Below are 14,955 nucleotides of genomic sequence, written 5' to 3'. Positions count from 1 at the left end.
AAAATTTGCCGGAAAGAGTTCATAATCCGTGAACTGTAAGGTTAGTTAGCGCTTGAACGAATATAATTAATACGACTTCTCGATACAATAACTAATGTTCAAAAACGCAAACCCATCAACAAAATAATTAACCCCATAACGGAACCCTGATAGCCTTTTTTACAAATAGAGGGGAACAGCCTATACGGTTCCCCTCTAAATATATGTCCCGGTGTTATTGAATATTTACTTATATCTGTTCAATTTTTGCTATTAAATGTTTGCTGCCTTTATAATGTTAAATAGTAAACATCATTTTAATTTCTCATTATTAAAATGTTGGGGTAATAAAAGCCCCACCAGCAGGGTGAGCAAAAGAGCAACGATACATCCGGCCATTACTGCACCCACACGCTGTAAGGGAACAAACCATTGTTGCGCGTCTTTTTCCCGTAATATCACAATCACAAAAGCGGCAAGAGCCGGCCGTACCATATCCGTTAGTTCTAATATGAAAGAAATGGCGATCACCAATATGACGCCGATTATTAAAATAAGCACATACGGCAAAGGCAACTGAAACAAGATCAGACCGACTATGCAACCTAATATGTTCGAGATCATTCGGTCTGTAACCGGTTTTTTGCTATTATCAAATGAAAGTGATAATACAACAGATATCATGGCCCAGTCAAACGGGTAACCGGGCCATGTGATATAAAAGTAATAACAGATGACCAGTCCTAAAGCAGACTTTATAAACAATGCATAAACCGCAGTACGTGAAACCGCGCTTTTATTTTTCAGAGAACCGGGAACATTATTTAACATAAGTGAACTTTAAAAAACAACCCGCTTAGCACAGGAATGACAACAATACCCTATTTAATATACACGGTTTTGATGTTAACAAATTCATGTATACCGAAATCGCTTAGCTCCCTGCCATACCCCGATGTTTTTGTACCACCGAACGGCAATCTCGGATCAGACAGCACGCGGCTGTTTACATAGCTGGAACCTGCCTCCAGCTCTGTTTTCGCAATCCTTTCGCCTTTTGACAAATCTTTAGTGAATACCGCCGAACCCAGGCCAAATATGCTGTCGTTAGCAATCCTGATGGCATCGGTTTCGTCGGCAGCTTCAATGATAGATGCTACCGGGCCGAAAAATTCTTCGCTATAAGCCGCCATCCCGGGTTTTACCTGGGTTAAAATAGTTGGCGGATAAAAAGCATTGTCCCCGGCCGGTACTTCGCCTCCGAGAATACAAACGGCGCCTTTTTCGATCGACCTGGTTACCTGATCATGGAGTTCATTTCTTAGGTCTGCCCTTGCCTGCGGCCCCACGTCAGTATTTGGGTTTAACGGGTCACCCATTTTCATAGCCTGCATTTTTTTAAGAAACAATTCCGTAAATTCCTTGATAACTGGTTTCTCTACAATAAATCTTTTTGCCGCGATACAGCTTTGCCCGCTATTGATTAGCCGGCTGCCCACGCATATCTCGGCGGCGGCCTCAAGGTCAGCATCGGCAAGTACAACGTAAGCATCACTGCCTCCAAGTTCAAGCACCACTTTTTTTAATACAGAGCCGGCTTTGGTAGCAACCTGTATCCCGGCGTTGGTACTTCCGGTTATGGTAACCGCTTTAATATACTGATGTTCAATAATTGCTGCAACTTTGCTGCTGCCGATCAGCAATGTCAGGAAAACATTTTCCGGGAAACCCGACTGCCTGACGATCTCTTCAATGGCAATCGCGCATCCGGGTACGTTCGATGCATGTTTTAATACGCCGCAATTACCGGCAGCAAGCGCCGGTGCCAAAAAACGGAATACCTGCCATAACGGAAAATTCCAGGGCATAACGGCCAGTACCACTCCCAACGGCTGAAAGGTGACAAAGCTCTTACTGGCTTCCGTTTCTATCAGCCGGTCAGCTAAGTGTTTGGCGCCATTCTCGGCGTAATACTCGCAGCATACCGCGCATTTTTCTACCTCAGCAAGGCCCTGGGTAATGGGTTTACCCATTTCGTTGGCCATCAATGTCGCCAATTCTTCTCTGCGGCCTCGTAAAACGTCTGCCATTTTTTTTAGTAGTTGGCTGCGTGTATCCGGTGCCGACTTTTTCCACTTTTTCCAGGCTTCGTGCACATCTTCTATTTTCTGATCGACATCCGCTGTGCTGATCTCGGTGTAGGTCTTGATTTCCTTCCCGTTTGCGGGATTAATTGAAACTATACTCATAACACATTTATTTAGTTTTGTACTTAAATTGCTAACCCGATAATTAATTGCCTGCCGCAGCCGTCAAAATCACTTCAGCTACCGCTACAGGTTTTGATAGCATAGCAACATGACTGGCAGGGAGATGATAGATTTTCGCGTGTATCCTTTTCGCCATTTCCGCTTCCAGCTGTGGTGAAATAATATGATCGTTATCGGATACTATATAAAAGCTCGGTTTAGTTTTCCAGGCTGCCTGAGTGATCTTACCCCTGATTGCGCTGATATGAAACCGGCCCTGTACCGCAGCCACCACTTTAGCCTCAGCTGCCGGAAGATCCTGGGCGAAATGCGCTACCACCGTTTCTTCTCTGAGCTTTAAATATCCATTCGTGTTTACCGGGGCCAGCAAAGCACGATTATTGGGTAATTTGCGTATATCATATGCCTCCCGATTGATGCTGTCAACACTTTGCCCGGCATCCGGGGCGTAGGCTGCAATATATACCAGCGCTTTTACCTTATCGTTATTGCCGGCCTGAGTAATAACAGCGCCGCCCCAGGAATGCGCTACCAGTATCACCGGGCCTTGTATCTCTGATAATATCCGTTCTACCGAGGCCACATCGTCCTCAAGGGAAGTCAGGGGATTTTGGACGGCAACCGTTTGATAGCCTTTTCCTTGCAAAATTGGTATTACCTTATTCCACGAGGAGCCATCAGCATAAGCACCATGCACCAGCACAATAGTTGGTTTAACGTGCGCACCAGCGGGCGATGATTTTGGCTGCGCTGCACCGGAAAAGGCAACCACCAGTAAAATGACAAATAAGAACTTAGGCGCGCCGATGCGGAACAGGTTAAGGAAATTCGTTTTCATAGCTATTGATGTAGGATTGTTCAAATAAAAAAACGGTCGGTCGGCATTGGTATGTCATGGCGGCAAAACCAGGCTGGCCCGGTTATTAAAAATCCTGAACGGTCGGCCTGATGACGATCTCGTTAATATCCACATCCGCAGGCTGTTCAATGGTATAAGCAATCGCTTTAGCTATAGTAAGAGCAGGTATAGCCATTTTATAAAATTCTTTAATATTAGCCGAACTCTCCGCATGGGAGGTACTGAACTTTAATTCTGATTCAATTGCTCCGGGTTCGATGGTGGTTGTGCGGATACTGCCACCTACTTCCTGCCTCAGCCCATCGCTGATTGCACGTACCGCATATTTAGTACCACTATAAACTGTACCTCCGGGACTGAAAACTTTGATACCTGCTACAGAACCGATATTAATAAAGTGGCCGCTTCCTTGTTTTTGAAAAACAGGCAGGGCGGCCGCGATACCATAAAGCACACCTCTGATATTAATATCGATCATATTATCCCATTCATCGACACGTACCTCAGACATGGGCGCAATGGGCATGATCCCGGCATTATTGATGATCACATCTATTTTACCATAAGTAGCAACCGCTTTATCTACAAGCGCGCTTACCTGTTCTTTAACGGTAACATCAGTTTGCTGATAGATCGCGGTGCCACCATTGGCTATAATATCCTTAACTATATTTTCTAATAGCTCTGCCCTACGCGCGCCAAGCACCACTATAGCACCTTTTTCGGCCAGGTACTTTGCAGTTGCTTCACCTAAACCACTGCTGGCCCCCGTAATAACGACGACCTTTTTTTCGATGTTATTTCCCATTGTTTTTGTTTTTTATAATTGCAATTTTCACACGTTTGATAAATGGTTTGATAATGCGAAAGTATTTGATTTAATTGAACCGGAAGCACTTTTGCCCATCACCGGTATGATAAGTGTTATCATTAAAATAATAAATTAAATAACTAATTATCAATTAGTTATTTAATCACACCAGGCTTGTTTGTTCGTATAAACGCAATAGCCGCCGACAATTAATTATAGGGGAATAGCGACCAGAAGATTAGTCCTAAATCCCTGGGGCCGGTTGCGGGCTGCTGTTTCCCACATGGCCTTCATTTCTATGGTTACTGCCGACAGGGTTTTAAAACCCACACCCGGGCCGGCTGCAAAAACCTGTTCCCTGGTATCTCTTATACCGTAATGATCCTGATAGTAGTGTTTATCTCCGCCGTAAGCATCCTGTTCCAGTTGTTTGAGATAGTAACCAACTACCGCAAAAGTAAAACGGTTGGTAACACGGTATTCAAAAGCATAATTAAGATTGTAAGCCGTTCCCGACTTTCTGGGCGAACCGATCTCACGCAAGTAGAAATAAAGATTATTTTTAATGCTTACTGCAAAATGCTTAACAATGATGTAGGTACATTCCAGATGAGGAAAGATGCGGTACCGGTGCGCGCCCGGGTTAAAATTGTAAGCATCACTGTAAGCACCCGTCGGAAAGAACACATTAACCCCGAACCTGTAATTTATTTCCGAACCGTTCCTGAAATCGTTCTTCCCTTCCAGGAACGGACCTATTAACAGATCACCGAAAGAATTCGGGTTAACGCTTTGACCGGCGCTTGCGGTGGTAGTACTTTTTACTATAGGTATTAAAATGGTTGCGCATAGGCGAGTATTAAACACCCTGGTACTGCTTACAAAAGTAACTTGCTGTAGCGAAGTTATAGAACCTCGGGCCGGCGCATCCTGAATAACCAACCCCTGTGCATCTCTAACGGAGGACGATTGATAAGTTTGCAGGTAGCCAGCATAATACAATCCCGGTTCTCTTGCGACACCTGCATTCAGGTTATTGAAACCAAAATTTGCCGATGGCAGCGCGGGATCCTGAGCAAATACAGGAACCGTTGGAAACAGGAATAGCATCAGCGATAATAATTTACAGATAGATTTCATCGGCTGTTTTTATTTATCAAACCTACACGATGATACCGGGCGAAATATATTATAAAAACAATAAGTGTTACAATTCAAGTGATAGCTCAAACTTAACGGCTAACCACATATCTGCTTAATTTTGAGCGCAATGGCACGGTGCAAAACCAGGATTTCTGCTTACAAGTAAAAGAAGATAAAGGCAACTGTACCGGGCTATAGCAGTATATGTAAATAAATAAAACTAAAAGATAAATAATAATGAAAATAACCCAGGATAATACTGCACAGCGCGTTTATTATCGTAAAGCAAAGATTGAAAACTTGGAGATATTTTACAGAGAGGCCGGAGATACTGCCAAACCAACGATATTATTACTACATGGTTTTCCATCTTCCTCACACATGTTCAGGAACCTGATCGAATCATTGTCGAACAATTTTCACCTGATCGCACCCGATTATCCTGGTTTTGGACACAGCAGCGCCCCTGCCCCGGCAGATTTCGATTACTCCTTTGACCATTTAGCGCTAATTATGGAACGCTTTATTGATAAGCTGAACCTTCGGGATATCAGTTTTTATATGCAGGATTATGGTGGCCCCATCGGTTTCAGGATCATTAACAAAAGACCCGAATTGGTTAAAAGTTTGATCATTCAAAACGCTAACGTATTTATGGAGGGGCTTGGCCCCGATGTACAAAACATAAGAACGTTAACCGAAGCCAACAATTTTGGCGGACTCGAAGCCGAGATAGATTTTATGATGTCATTAGAGGGTATTAAGGAAGAATATACTTTTGGTACCGTTCACACAGAATCAATCAGTCCCGACAGTTACTATATGGATCACCTTTTCTTTGAGCAACCCGGCAGAAAGGAGATACAAAAGATACTCTTTCAAAATTATGGCAGCAACTTTCCAAAATATCCGGAGTGGCAGCAATATCTCCGTACGCACCAGCCCCCGGTGCTGATCACCTGGGGAAAAAACGATAAAATATTTCCGGGCTCAGGTGCCTTAGCCTATAAAAGTGTGTTACCATATACGGAAATCCATTTGTTTAACGGGGGGCATTTTTTGCTGGAAGAATACGGAAAAGAAATAGCGGAGCTCATACTCAATTTTTTGAAAAAATTGGATAAAAGAGATAATGGCAATTAATCAATGATACGTATACTAAATGGGATGATTCATGAAATCGTGATTATCGGAACAGGCTTTAAATTGGTAAGAAAGTTGAATAACAGGATTACTGAATCATAGCTATTCAACTGAACCTGCCGGCGTGCTGATGATCTGTCCTAAAAACCAACAAATGAAATTATGAAGATGATCTTAAACTTTTTGGCAGCGAACGAATTATCGCTTATCAACTTCTTAAGGATCGCCATTTTTGTTGTGATGGCCTGGATCGGGGGGCTTAAAGCTTTTCAGTACGAAGCGGACGGAATAGTTCCGTTCGTGGCCAATAGTCCTATAATGCGTTTCTTTTACAGGCATCCTGAGAACTATAAAGAGCATATCAATAAGGAAGGGCAGATAGTACCGGCCAATATTGCATACCATAAAGCAAATGGAACCTATGTGTTTGCCTATGTTCTTGGTTCCGTTATTTTCTTGATCGGCTTATTAACCTTGCTTGGCATATGGTTTCCCGTTAGCGGAATTATCGGAGGTTTGCTTACCTCTATAATGGCATTAGTTACACTATCTTTTTTGATCACTACGCCGGAAGCCTATGTGCCCGACCTTGGTGGACCGGCACATGGATTCCCATTTCTTTCAGGAGCAGGAAGATTGGTGATTAAGGATATCATTATGTTAGCAGGTGGTTTAATAGTCGCGTCGGATAACGCAAGACAAATGTTGGAAGTAAGCCATTAAAAAAAACACCGGGATTCGGCAGGATAACCGATTCACTGCTGAAAAGTCACATTGATCATTTCAACGGAAAGTAATACATCAAATTATCAAAAATGGAAACACTGAATTTACCTGATTTTAATAAATTACCTGAACCATCACAGGTAATACTTAATCACGTTAAAAGCCAAATTGGCAAAATCCCAAATCTTTATGCTACCATCGGCTATTCACCGGCTGCATTAAAAGGCATGCTTGATTTTGAAACCCTGCTCAGCGGCGAGGCTGTTTTTAGTCCAAAAGAGAAAGAGGCTATTAATCTCATTGTATCGCAGGTAAACCAATGCGATTATTGCCTTGCTGCACATACCGCGCTCGCAAAAATGAGGGGGTTCTCTGAAGAAGAAACAATCTCGATCAGAAAAGCCGAGTATAAAGAAGAAAGGTTAAATACGGCGATCAAAGTGGCCCGGTCTATCTCTATGAACAAAGGAAGCGTTGATCGGCCGTTAATTGAAACCTTTTTTAGTTTGGGTTACAACGAGAAGGCATTGGTTAACCTGATTGGGCTAATTACAGTGAGAACCTTTACCAACTATATTTTTACCAACAGCTCCATTGAGATTGACTTTCCGTTGGCCCCACCAATTTAAATGGGCGGCAAGGTGATAACGCGGTACATCACCCTTTACAAAACCTGGCAGGCATTAAATAAATATTTCAGCGCCTGCCCGGCATGCTGCAATTCCGTAAGAGACAAGTAAAATTGGGGGGGGCTGTAATATTTGAAATTATGACAACATTTAATACGCTAACAGATGCGATCATACAACTTCGTAAAAACGGTTATGCCATTGATTTCAATTTGAAAGAAAATCATGAAACCGGCTCAGAAATTAAGCAGCACAACACTTTGCCACAATTTCATGTCGACTTTGTATATCGTTTCGAAGGTGATACGGACCCATCTGATAACAACATTTTATACGCTATCAGCACAGCAAGTGGTGAAAAGGGAATACTGGTTGAAGCTTACGGTGTTTACTCAAGTGCAGATGATAGCGAATTAATCAGGCGACTCAAAATAGATACCGATACCCAATATGATTAATATGATGAGCGAAAATACACCTTACACAAAATCTTCTTTTCAGGCAGCATTACATGGCAAATGCCCAAAATGCAGAATCGGAAAGATGTTTACCAATGGACTATCTTCCGTTTTTAAGCAAAAGATGAATAATAGCTGCCCTTATTGCGGTTTTCACTTTGAAATTGAGCCGGGTTATTTTTATGTTGCCATGTTTGTAAGTTATGCAATGAACGTGGCCATAATGATAATTTGCGCTGTTGGAACTTATATCCTGACCGGCAACTCGAATCCCTGGGTATATATTGCGGCAACGTTAATTCCTGCATTTCTTTTCTCACCGTTTACATTCAGGTATTCACGAGTCATATTGTTGTATTGGCTTACACCCGGTGTACATTTCGAACCTGAACGGGCAGAACAACGGCATGTGCGATTAACACAGGAAACCAAAACTACTACGGACAACAATGTACAAAGCCGCTTGTAATATCAAACTGAATTTCAAGAAGAAAACATCAATACCTCATGGTATAACCTGTTTTCAAGAAACCTTTTCATTAATTCCACTTGCCGTAATTAGAAAGCCGTTAAAGCCATCTTGTACATGAGAAATTGAAAAACCTTCAAGGTTTTTATTTATTACTACGACACCCAAAATATCTGTTTTCTTTCCGCAAACTAATCGCGTTGTTAGTGTTCGATTCTTAAGTGACCTCACATACACACAACCATCTGTTGGGCTAATGCATTTAGATTCAATGCACAACATCTGCGTTATATTCATTTCCTTGTCAATCGAATAAATATGATCAATTTCTGCATTATAAGCTGTTCCATTATGAGCCCTCTCTTTTACAAAAGCGTATTTTCCGGAACGATTGAACAACTTTCCGAAAGAAATAAGTGGACTGGTAAGCAATCTATCAGTTTTAACAAAGCCGGCTTCGTTATTCTCCATCCATTTACCATTAATGGATGGGCATGATGATGATACCCGGTTATTGATTTTGTTATAGGCAACCAAATGATAGACAATAGTATTCAATGCCCTTATTTTTATTATGTAAATTGAAACACCCTGTTCATAGCGGACTTTGAAAACAGACACTCTTTCTTTAATAGTCATTGACTCATCGAAGTAGGGATATAATTTCAAAAGAGCTTTTATTTTCTTATCAATTTGAGCAGGTAATTGTTCCGTTGCGCTTGCTGTATCATTAATTGTTACGAAACTATTGTCTTTGCGAACTATCGCTCTAAGCTTTATTTCTTGTGCAGAAGCTTGAATGCTATTAAAAAAAGTATTCAGCGTAAAGATGTAAATGGAAAATATTAAAATATTATTCTTCCACTTGTTTAGCATTTCAAAATTGACATTTATCATAATACCTTATTTTCAGGATTGCCTGATAAAAATACTGAGACTGGCTCGACGCCAATAACACCAATTTATAGAAATTAATGTATCTCTTAAAAAATCTCCCCTACGGCTACGAAGATGCCGTTTGAGCCATGGTTGCCGAAGCCGTAATCAATTGCGATATTGGTTCTTGATACCTTGTTTAGTTTGATACGCAATCCGGCACCGTAACCGGGTTGTATGGCCTGCAAGCCGGTGCCGGTAGCTGCCGAAAACGACTGGCCATTTACAAACACCACTCCGCCCAACAAGCCATTGGCTGTTATGCGGTACCGGTATTCGCTCTCTAAATAAACCATTTGAGCGCCTCTGAAACGCCCTTGTATGTATCCCCTGCCTGTACCGTTGTTTTGATCCCAGGTGGTTGCGGGTAGGTCGAGGTATGGCGGCTTTCCACTTAGTACCAGCCAGTCGTAACTCCAAAAGGCAATAACGTTTTTAGAATCGGCAGGCAGCCTGTAATATTTGCGCACATCAACTATAAGTGATTTCCATGATGAAGTACTCCCCAAGAACTTTTTGTTATCACGATAAATTAACGCCGCGTAAAAGCCCCTTGTAGGTGTAATGGTACTATTGCGCGTATCAAAAAGCCCGTTAAGCGTTATACCCGATGATATCGTTTTATTTTGTTGACCATAGCGGGCATAATCAGACACGCTGCCATCCGGATTACCTTTTTCTTCAATTCCGTAACGATGGTCAAAAATAAACCCCGCCCCCGCGTAAAAATTGCCCTTGATTTTTTTCAGGATGGTTTCGGAGAAACGGATCAGGGTGTAATCCATAGGGTCATTATTGGCTGTAGATGAATTACTACCCAATCCGAACGTGCTTTGCGGGTATTTATAATATTTAATATCGCCTATGTAGTTAAAGGCGTTGTTATTAGTCCAGATGTTTGATTGGATCGGTATCAGGATCTGTTTTCGCTGGGTATAAGCGATGTTGGAAGATATGGTTGAAATACGCGCCCCCGGCGACATACGAAAGGCAACGTTACCCGAAAGTGTGGCGGCCAGTTGAGTTTGCAATGTATAGCCCACGGCAGGTAAAACGGAAAATACCGGCTTGGTACCAATTACCGACGATTTATTATCGGCAGCCGAGTGTTTTTTAAAAATGCCCAGGATAACATCATAAATATCTTTCTGCTGTATGGTATCGGCACTTGAGGCTACCAGCGTATCATTTAAGCGGTGCTGGTTAAGCGGAATGATAGATGTTTTATGCTGAGCGTTAACTACCCCCAATAAAAGCGACATCCCTCCGATAAGCAATATCAATAATGCTATTCTCATGCGTGTTTATACAGGTAAGATATCACCACAGGCGTTACAATTGTTTTCGCAAATATACTATTTGAAAAAACATCCGCCCCTGTTTAAAGCATTTGATGATTGCCGACGCGAGTCAGACCGGCTTATACCTTATCATTTGAAATACCCGTACGCACTTTATGATAACCGGCAACGCTTATTCGCTGCGCAGGCTTTTCACCGGGTTAATCATTGCTGCCTTGAAGGCCTGAAAGCTTACCGTAACAAAGGCGATAATCAGCGCGAGCAATCCGCCTGCAACAAACATCCACCATTCCATGTGGATACGATAGGCAAAGTTTTGCAGCCATTTGCTCATCAGCCACCAGGCCAGCGGCGTTGCAACTACCAGTGCAAGCACTACGAGTATGATAAAATCTTTCGATAACAGCGATACAATGCCCGAAACGCTTGCACCCAGCACCTTGCGGATGCCTATCTCCTTTCCGCGTTGCTCGGCTGTAAAGGCCGCCAAACCGAATAAGCCCAGGCACGATATAATCACGGCTATAATGGCAAAGGCCGTGATCAGTCCTGATGCTTTAATATCATTCTTATAAATGCGGTCAAATTCATCATCCAAAAATTGGTAGCTGAACGGTCGGCCAGTGTTGTAACTGTCCCACAGTTTGCCTGCGGCGGCAATGGCCTGCGCGTTTTTACCCGGTGCTACTTTAACCAGGCTGGTAAGCATATAATCGCTGCTGATTTTAAACACTGCCGGACCAATCTTTTCGTGCATGCTACGGTAAGCGAAATCTTTCACTATGCCTACTACTACGCCGGTATCTCCCTGCGCAATAAAACGCTGGCCTACATAAGGTTTATGCAGATTGATGGCCTTTGCGGCGGCTTCATTTAAAACGATATTCTTTCCATCACCTTTACTGTTGGGCAGGAACCAGCGCCCCTCAACAAATTTAAGCTTCACTATTTTATTAAAATCCGCATCAACCTGGAACACAGCGAAGGGCGGGTCGAAGTCTTTTTGGCGACCATCCCAATCGAAACCACCGGATGATTGATTATCAAAGTTTTGAACCGAAGCACCATTTACAAGGGAAACGTTCTCTACAAAACTCTGACCTGCAATTTGCTGTTTCACATTTTGCATGGCACCGGCACGTTGTTCGCTGCTCACTTTTCTGAACATTTGCCATGGCATGGTAAATGAAAATACCTGCGAGCGGTTATAACCGGGGTTTTGGTTACGGATAAACTCCATTTGTTTATAAATGGTAATCACCCCCACTATCAAAAATACCGAGAATGTAAATTGCAGTACTACCAGCCCGCGACGAAGCAAGGCATCGTTCATACGCAATACACTCATGCCCCTGAACGAGTTGAGTGGTTTAAATGATGACAGCAGCAATGCCGGGTAAATACTGTTCAGCAAAATAGTAATGAACAAAGTACCAAGCAGTACTATCCAAAGCCATATATTGTTTAACGAAAGGGTAAAGTGCTTCTCGGTAAAGTTGTTGAATGCAGGCAGTGCGAGTTGTACTATTATCAGCGTAAAAATAAGTGCCAGCAGGCTTACAAATGCTGTTTCAGTAACAAACTGCATAAATAACGACCAACGGCTTGCGCCCACAATTTTGCGTACGCTTACCTCTTTAGCCCGCAGACTTGCCCGCGCGGTAGTAATATTAACATAGTTGATGCAGGCTATAATAAGCACCAACAATCCCAATATACCGAAAATAGTCACCACCTTTTTATCACCCTGCACTAACGAACTGCTTTGCAAATCATTTTCAAAATGCAAGTCGGTAAGCGGAATATAGGAAATCTTCGTATTGTCATTATCACGCGCCTTGGCTACAATTTTTTGCAGCTTCGCCATCGCGTTTTTAACATTGGTGCCCGGCTGTGCCTTAAAGAAGGTAAGGTAGCTGAAATTGCCCCAGCTGAGGTCGTTCTTTTTTTCGTGGGCGTCGGTTTGGCGGCCTGCTATGCTGCGCAGTACATCAAAATTAAAGCTTGAATTTGCGGGGATATCTTTTATTATGCCCTGCACCGCGTAAATATTGGTATCTATCTTAATGGTTTTGCCAATGGCTTCAATAGTGCCGAAGTATTTTTTGGCTTTGCTTTCGGTAAGTATTATACCGAAAACGTTACTATTAAACGCGCTGGCGCTGCCGCGTACAAAATCATATTTATACATATCAAGCCAGCCCGAGTCAATAAAGGCGGTGCGGGTTTCGTCAAAATACTGCCCGTCTATATTGAGGTATACTTTTATATTACTGAGCGGCAATACACGGCCTACGGTTTCAATCCCGGGTATTTGATTTTTCATTGCCTCGCCCATGTTAAACGGCGCGTGCTCCCAAACCCAGGTAGTGGTTTTATCAACCGAAATATAATTTTTGATGCGGTAAATATTGGCATTGTCTGGTATGTTCTTATCAAAGCTGAGCTCGTTTTGCACCCAGATAAATATTAACACTACCGCGGCCATACTTACAGCTAACCCACCAATGTTTATAAAACTTGTAAGCTTATGTTTTAATAAGCTGCGCCATATTGTTTTAATTCGCATACTTAGCATCGCAAAATTGTTTAAGGTCGATTAATAATCAATTATATTATGAACCAAACAAATGCCTCATCTTAAAATAGCTAATAATCAACAATTTAAAAAAAGAACAGTAAGATTTCAGCGTGCGATTGCGAACACGAAGTGTGCGGTTATGATACAATAGCGGTTAATAGCGCAGCCATATTTTGCGCGATAGGTATGCCTCATGAACACTATTATTTGCTCATACCATCATAATCATCGCACAACGATAACTTGCACAATGGATGGGAAAATAAGAAAGGAAATTCAAGAATAAACAGAAATAAAAAAAGCCGGAGCGATCACCCCGGCTTTTTAATTAACTATTTAAGAAACAAATCCTCCGTGGCCCAGGTAGGATTTTTAGCGTAAGCCTTCCAGAAGATCTGGTCTAAGGCAAGGTCAAAATTGGCTTTGAAACTGCGCGTATTGGTGAGGATAACGAAGTTAAACCCATTATCTAAACGTGCCTGTTCGGTAGCTGTACCGGGCAAGCTTCCGGTGTGGAAATAGTTTTTGTTCGCTATAGACCAGCCGCAGCCATAAGCAGCATTGGCTGTTGAGCCGGTATACATGGTTTTTAATGATGATGCCGTAATAATATCCGTACGTACTGAAAAGCCATCAATATAAACCAGGAACCTGGCCAGATCGGCAGCTGTAGCTATCCATCCCCCGTGCGCGTCCATCCGGCTGATGTTGTAAGCGTAAGGATTTTCGCCGGACTGGCCGTAGTAGGTAACCTCTTTCGTTTTTTTATCGGCAAGGGTGTTACCGCCAATAACCATATCTGTAATGCCGATAGGTTTTAGTACTAACGTTTTTACGGCTTCTTCATAAGTTTGCCCGGTGATCTTTTCTATCACACGGCCTAAAATACTGTAGCCAAAGTTCGAGTAATCGTAGCTGGTGCCGGGTACATGGTCGAGCGGGCGGTTGTCTAAAGTCCAGGTGATGAGCTGCGCGGCCGTTAAGGTGGGGTTAGTGAACATAGGGTCGTTCACGGAGTTACCCCAACCTCCGGATGTATGGTGCAGCAATTGGTCAACCGTAATATTGGTAACATTAGCGCCGTAAGTTTTGGTACCGTAGGTTTTACCCAATAAGGCGCCATCGCCAAATACTTTATCGTCCAGCTTTATCTTACCCTGGTCGAGCAGTTTCATAATGGCAACAGCGGTGATCTGTTTTGAAAGACTGGCCAAACGATAGCGGTCGCTAATAACTGCTTTGGTAGCTTTTGATTGATCGCTTACGCCATAAGCTTTTAAATAAACCAGCTTCTCCCCCTTAGTAATGGCTACCGATACCCCGGGAACATTGTAGGCCGTCATAAAAGCATTAACCTCGTCATCCAAAGCGGCTACCGCAACTTTGCTGGCCGTGAGGGTATCGGTAACAGTGCCTGTCCCCGTGCCTGTTCCGGTACCCGTTCCCGTCCCGGTGCCTGTGCCCGTTCCGGTTCCGTTGCCGGTATCCGTTTTAGTTTCGGAAGGCGAATCTTTTTTGCAACCGGCAAACAGCAGCAGGCCGATAATGGCAATTAACCGGGTAAATTTTAACGAGTTCATCGCAAAGCGGTTAGCACCGGAGTAGAAATTTGTTTTCATAGGTAGTGTTATAAAACTTTATTGATTAGTG

14 protein-coding genes are annotated in these 14,955 nt (G+C 42.8%); 5 read left to right on the top strand and 9 right to left on the bottom strand.

The features are described 5' to 3' along the window. Positions 1-291: 291 nt before the first annotated feature. From AC07NA_RS04720 to AC07NA_RS04700, 5 genes are all read right to left on the bottom strand, one after another. Positions 292-810, bottom strand: coding sequence for an FUSC family protein (locus tag AC07NA_RS04720; RefSeq protein WP_494896112.1), 519 nt, complete (start codon positions 808-810; stop codon positions 292-294). A 50-nt stretch (positions 811-860) separates the two neighbouring features. Continuing rightward, positions 861-2,228, bottom strand: coding sequence for an NAD-dependent succinate-semialdehyde dehydrogenase (locus tag AC07NA_RS04715; RefSeq protein WP_494896111.1), 1,368 nt, complete (start codon positions 2,226-2,228; stop codon positions 861-863). A 43-nt stretch (positions 2,229-2,271) separates the two neighbouring features. After that, entirely contained in the window at positions 2,272-3,087 is an 816-nt protein-coding gene (locus tag AC07NA_RS04710; protein ID WP_494896109.1) for an alpha/beta fold hydrolase, read from the bottom strand. 85 nt (positions 3,088-3,172) lie between these two features. Then, entirely contained in the window at positions 3,173-3,916 is a 744-nt protein-coding gene (locus AC07NA_RS04705; RefSeq protein WP_494896108.1) for an SDR family oxidoreductase, read from the bottom strand. Positions 3,917-4,132: 216 nt separating this feature from the next. Next, on the bottom strand, positions 4,133-5,059 hold the full coding sequence (locus AC07NA_RS04700; protein ID WP_494896107.1) for a SphA family protein: 927 nt from the start codon (positions 5,057-5,059) through the stop codon (positions 4,133-4,135). A 240-nt stretch (positions 5,060-5,299) separates the two neighbouring features. Between AC07NA_RS04700 and AC07NA_RS04695 the strand changes: the two genes are divergently transcribed. From AC07NA_RS04695 to AC07NA_RS04675, 5 genes are all read left to right on the top strand, one after another. After that, positions 5,300-6,205, top strand: a complete 906-nt coding sequence (locus AC07NA_RS04695) for an alpha/beta fold hydrolase (RefSeq protein ID WP_494896106.1) — start codon at positions 5,300-5,302, stop codon at positions 6,203-6,205. A gap of 162 nt (positions 6,206-6,367) precedes the next feature. Beyond that, positions 6,368-6,928, top strand: coding sequence for a DUF417 family protein (locus AC07NA_RS04690; RefSeq protein WP_494896104.1), 561 nt, complete (start codon positions 6,368-6,370; stop codon positions 6,926-6,928). Between the two features lie 92 nt (positions 6,929-7,020). Beyond that, a complete protein-coding gene (locus AC07NA_RS04685) occupies positions 7,021-7,560 on the top strand; it encodes a carboxymuconolactone decarboxylase family protein (protein WP_494896102.1) in 540 nt (179 codons plus the stop codon). A gap of 83 nt (positions 7,561-7,643) precedes the next feature. Beyond that, positions 7,644-8,018, top strand: coding sequence for a phosphoribosylpyrophosphate synthetase (locus tag AC07NA_RS04680; RefSeq protein WP_494896100.1), 375 nt, complete (start codon positions 7,644-7,646; stop codon positions 8,016-8,018). Position 8,019: 1 nt separating this feature from the next. Further along, the gene (locus AC07NA_RS04675; RefSeq protein WP_494896098.1) at positions 8,020-8,487 is read left to right on the top strand and encodes a DUF983 domain-containing protein; all 468 of its coding nucleotides are present in this window, start codon (positions 8,020-8,022) and stop codon (positions 8,485-8,487) included. A gap of 54 nt (positions 8,488-8,541) precedes the next feature. Here AC07NA_RS04675 and AC07NA_RS04670 read toward each other — a convergent pair whose 3' ends face one another. The 4 genes from AC07NA_RS04670 to AC07NA_RS04655 all read right to left on the bottom strand — a co-directional run bounded on the left by AC07NA_RS04670 (position 8,542) and on the right by AC07NA_RS04655 (position 14,924). Then, on the bottom strand, positions 8,542-9,384 hold the full coding sequence (locus tag AC07NA_RS04670; protein WP_494896096.1) for a hypothetical protein: 843 nt from the start codon (positions 9,382-9,384) through the stop codon (positions 8,542-8,544). A gap of 86 nt (positions 9,385-9,470) precedes the next feature. Next, positions 9,471-10,721: a BamA/TamA family outer membrane protein gene (locus AC07NA_RS04665; protein ID WP_494896094.1), complete on the bottom strand. Its 1,251-nt coding sequence runs from the start codon at positions 10,719-10,721 to the stop codon at positions 9,471-9,473. Between the two features lie 175 nt (positions 10,722-10,896). Continuing rightward, a complete protein-coding gene (locus AC07NA_RS04660; RefSeq protein WP_494896092.1) occupies positions 10,897-13,293 on the bottom strand; it encodes an ABC transporter permease in 2,397 nt (798 codons plus the stop codon). Between the two features lie 344 nt (positions 13,294-13,637). Continuing rightward, positions 13,638-14,924, bottom strand: a complete 1,287-nt coding sequence (locus tag AC07NA_RS04655) for a serine hydrolase domain-containing protein (protein ID WP_494896090.1) — start codon at positions 14,922-14,924, stop codon at positions 13,638-13,640. Positions 14,925-14,955 lie beyond the last annotated feature (31 nt).

The sequence above is a fragment of the Mucilaginibacter sp. GW821-FHT07G05 genome (assembly GCF_059418565.1).
Note: the sequence above shows the minus strand (reverse complement) of the source record. Positions and strands in the feature narration are given on the sequence as shown.

Excerpts from the sequence above, each read along its gene's own strand:
- AC07NA_RS04720 (WP_494896112.1), bottom strand. The coding sequence starts at position 810 with ATGTTAAATAATGTTCCCGGTTCTCTGAAAAATAAAAGCGCGGTTTCA.
- AC07NA_RS04715 (WP_494896111.1), bottom strand. The coding sequence starts at position 2,228 with ATGAGTATAGTTTCAATTAATCCCGCAAACGGGAAGGAAATCAAGACC.
- AC07NA_RS04710 (WP_494896109.1), bottom strand. The coding sequence starts at position 3,087 with ATGAAAACGAATTTCCTTAACCTGTTCCGCATCGGCGCGCCTAAGTTC.
- AC07NA_RS04705 (WP_494896108.1), bottom strand. The coding sequence starts at position 3,916 with ATGGGAAATAACATCGAAAAAAAGGTCGTCGTTATTACGGGGGCCAGC.
- AC07NA_RS04700 (WP_494896107.1), bottom strand. The coding sequence starts at position 5,059 with ATGAAATCTATCTGTAAATTATTATCGCTGATGCTATTCCTGTTTCCA.
- AC07NA_RS04695 (WP_494896106.1), top strand. The coding sequence starts at position 5,300 with ATGAAAATAACCCAGGATAATACTGCACAGCGCGTTTATTATCGTAAA.
- AC07NA_RS04690 (WP_494896104.1), top strand. The coding sequence starts at position 6,368 with ATGAAGATGATCTTAAACTTTTTGGCAGCGAACGAATTATCGCTTATC.
- AC07NA_RS04685 (WP_494896102.1), top strand. The coding sequence starts at position 7,021 with ATGGAAACACTGAATTTACCTGATTTTAATAAATTACCTGAACCATCA.
- AC07NA_RS04680 (WP_494896100.1), top strand. The coding sequence starts at position 7,644 with ATGCTGCAATTCCGTAAGAGACAAGTAAAATTGGGGGGGGCTGTAATA.
- AC07NA_RS04675 (WP_494896098.1), top strand. The coding sequence starts at position 8,020 with ATGATGAGCGAAAATACACCTTACACAAAATCTTCTTTTCAGGCAGCA.
- AC07NA_RS04670 (WP_494896096.1), bottom strand. The coding sequence starts at position 9,384 with ATGATAAATGTCAATTTTGAAATGCTAAACAAGTGGAAGAATAATATT.
- AC07NA_RS04665 (WP_494896094.1), bottom strand. The coding sequence starts at position 10,721 with ATGAGAATAGCATTATTGATATTGCTTATCGGAGGGATGTCGCTTTTA.
- AC07NA_RS04660 (WP_494896092.1), bottom strand. The coding sequence starts at position 13,293 with ATGCGAATTAAAACAATATGGCGCAGCTTATTAAAACATAAGCTTACA.
- AC07NA_RS04655 (WP_494896090.1), bottom strand. The coding sequence starts at position 14,924 with ATGAAAACAAATTTCTACTCCGGTGCTAACCGCTTTGCGATGAACTCG.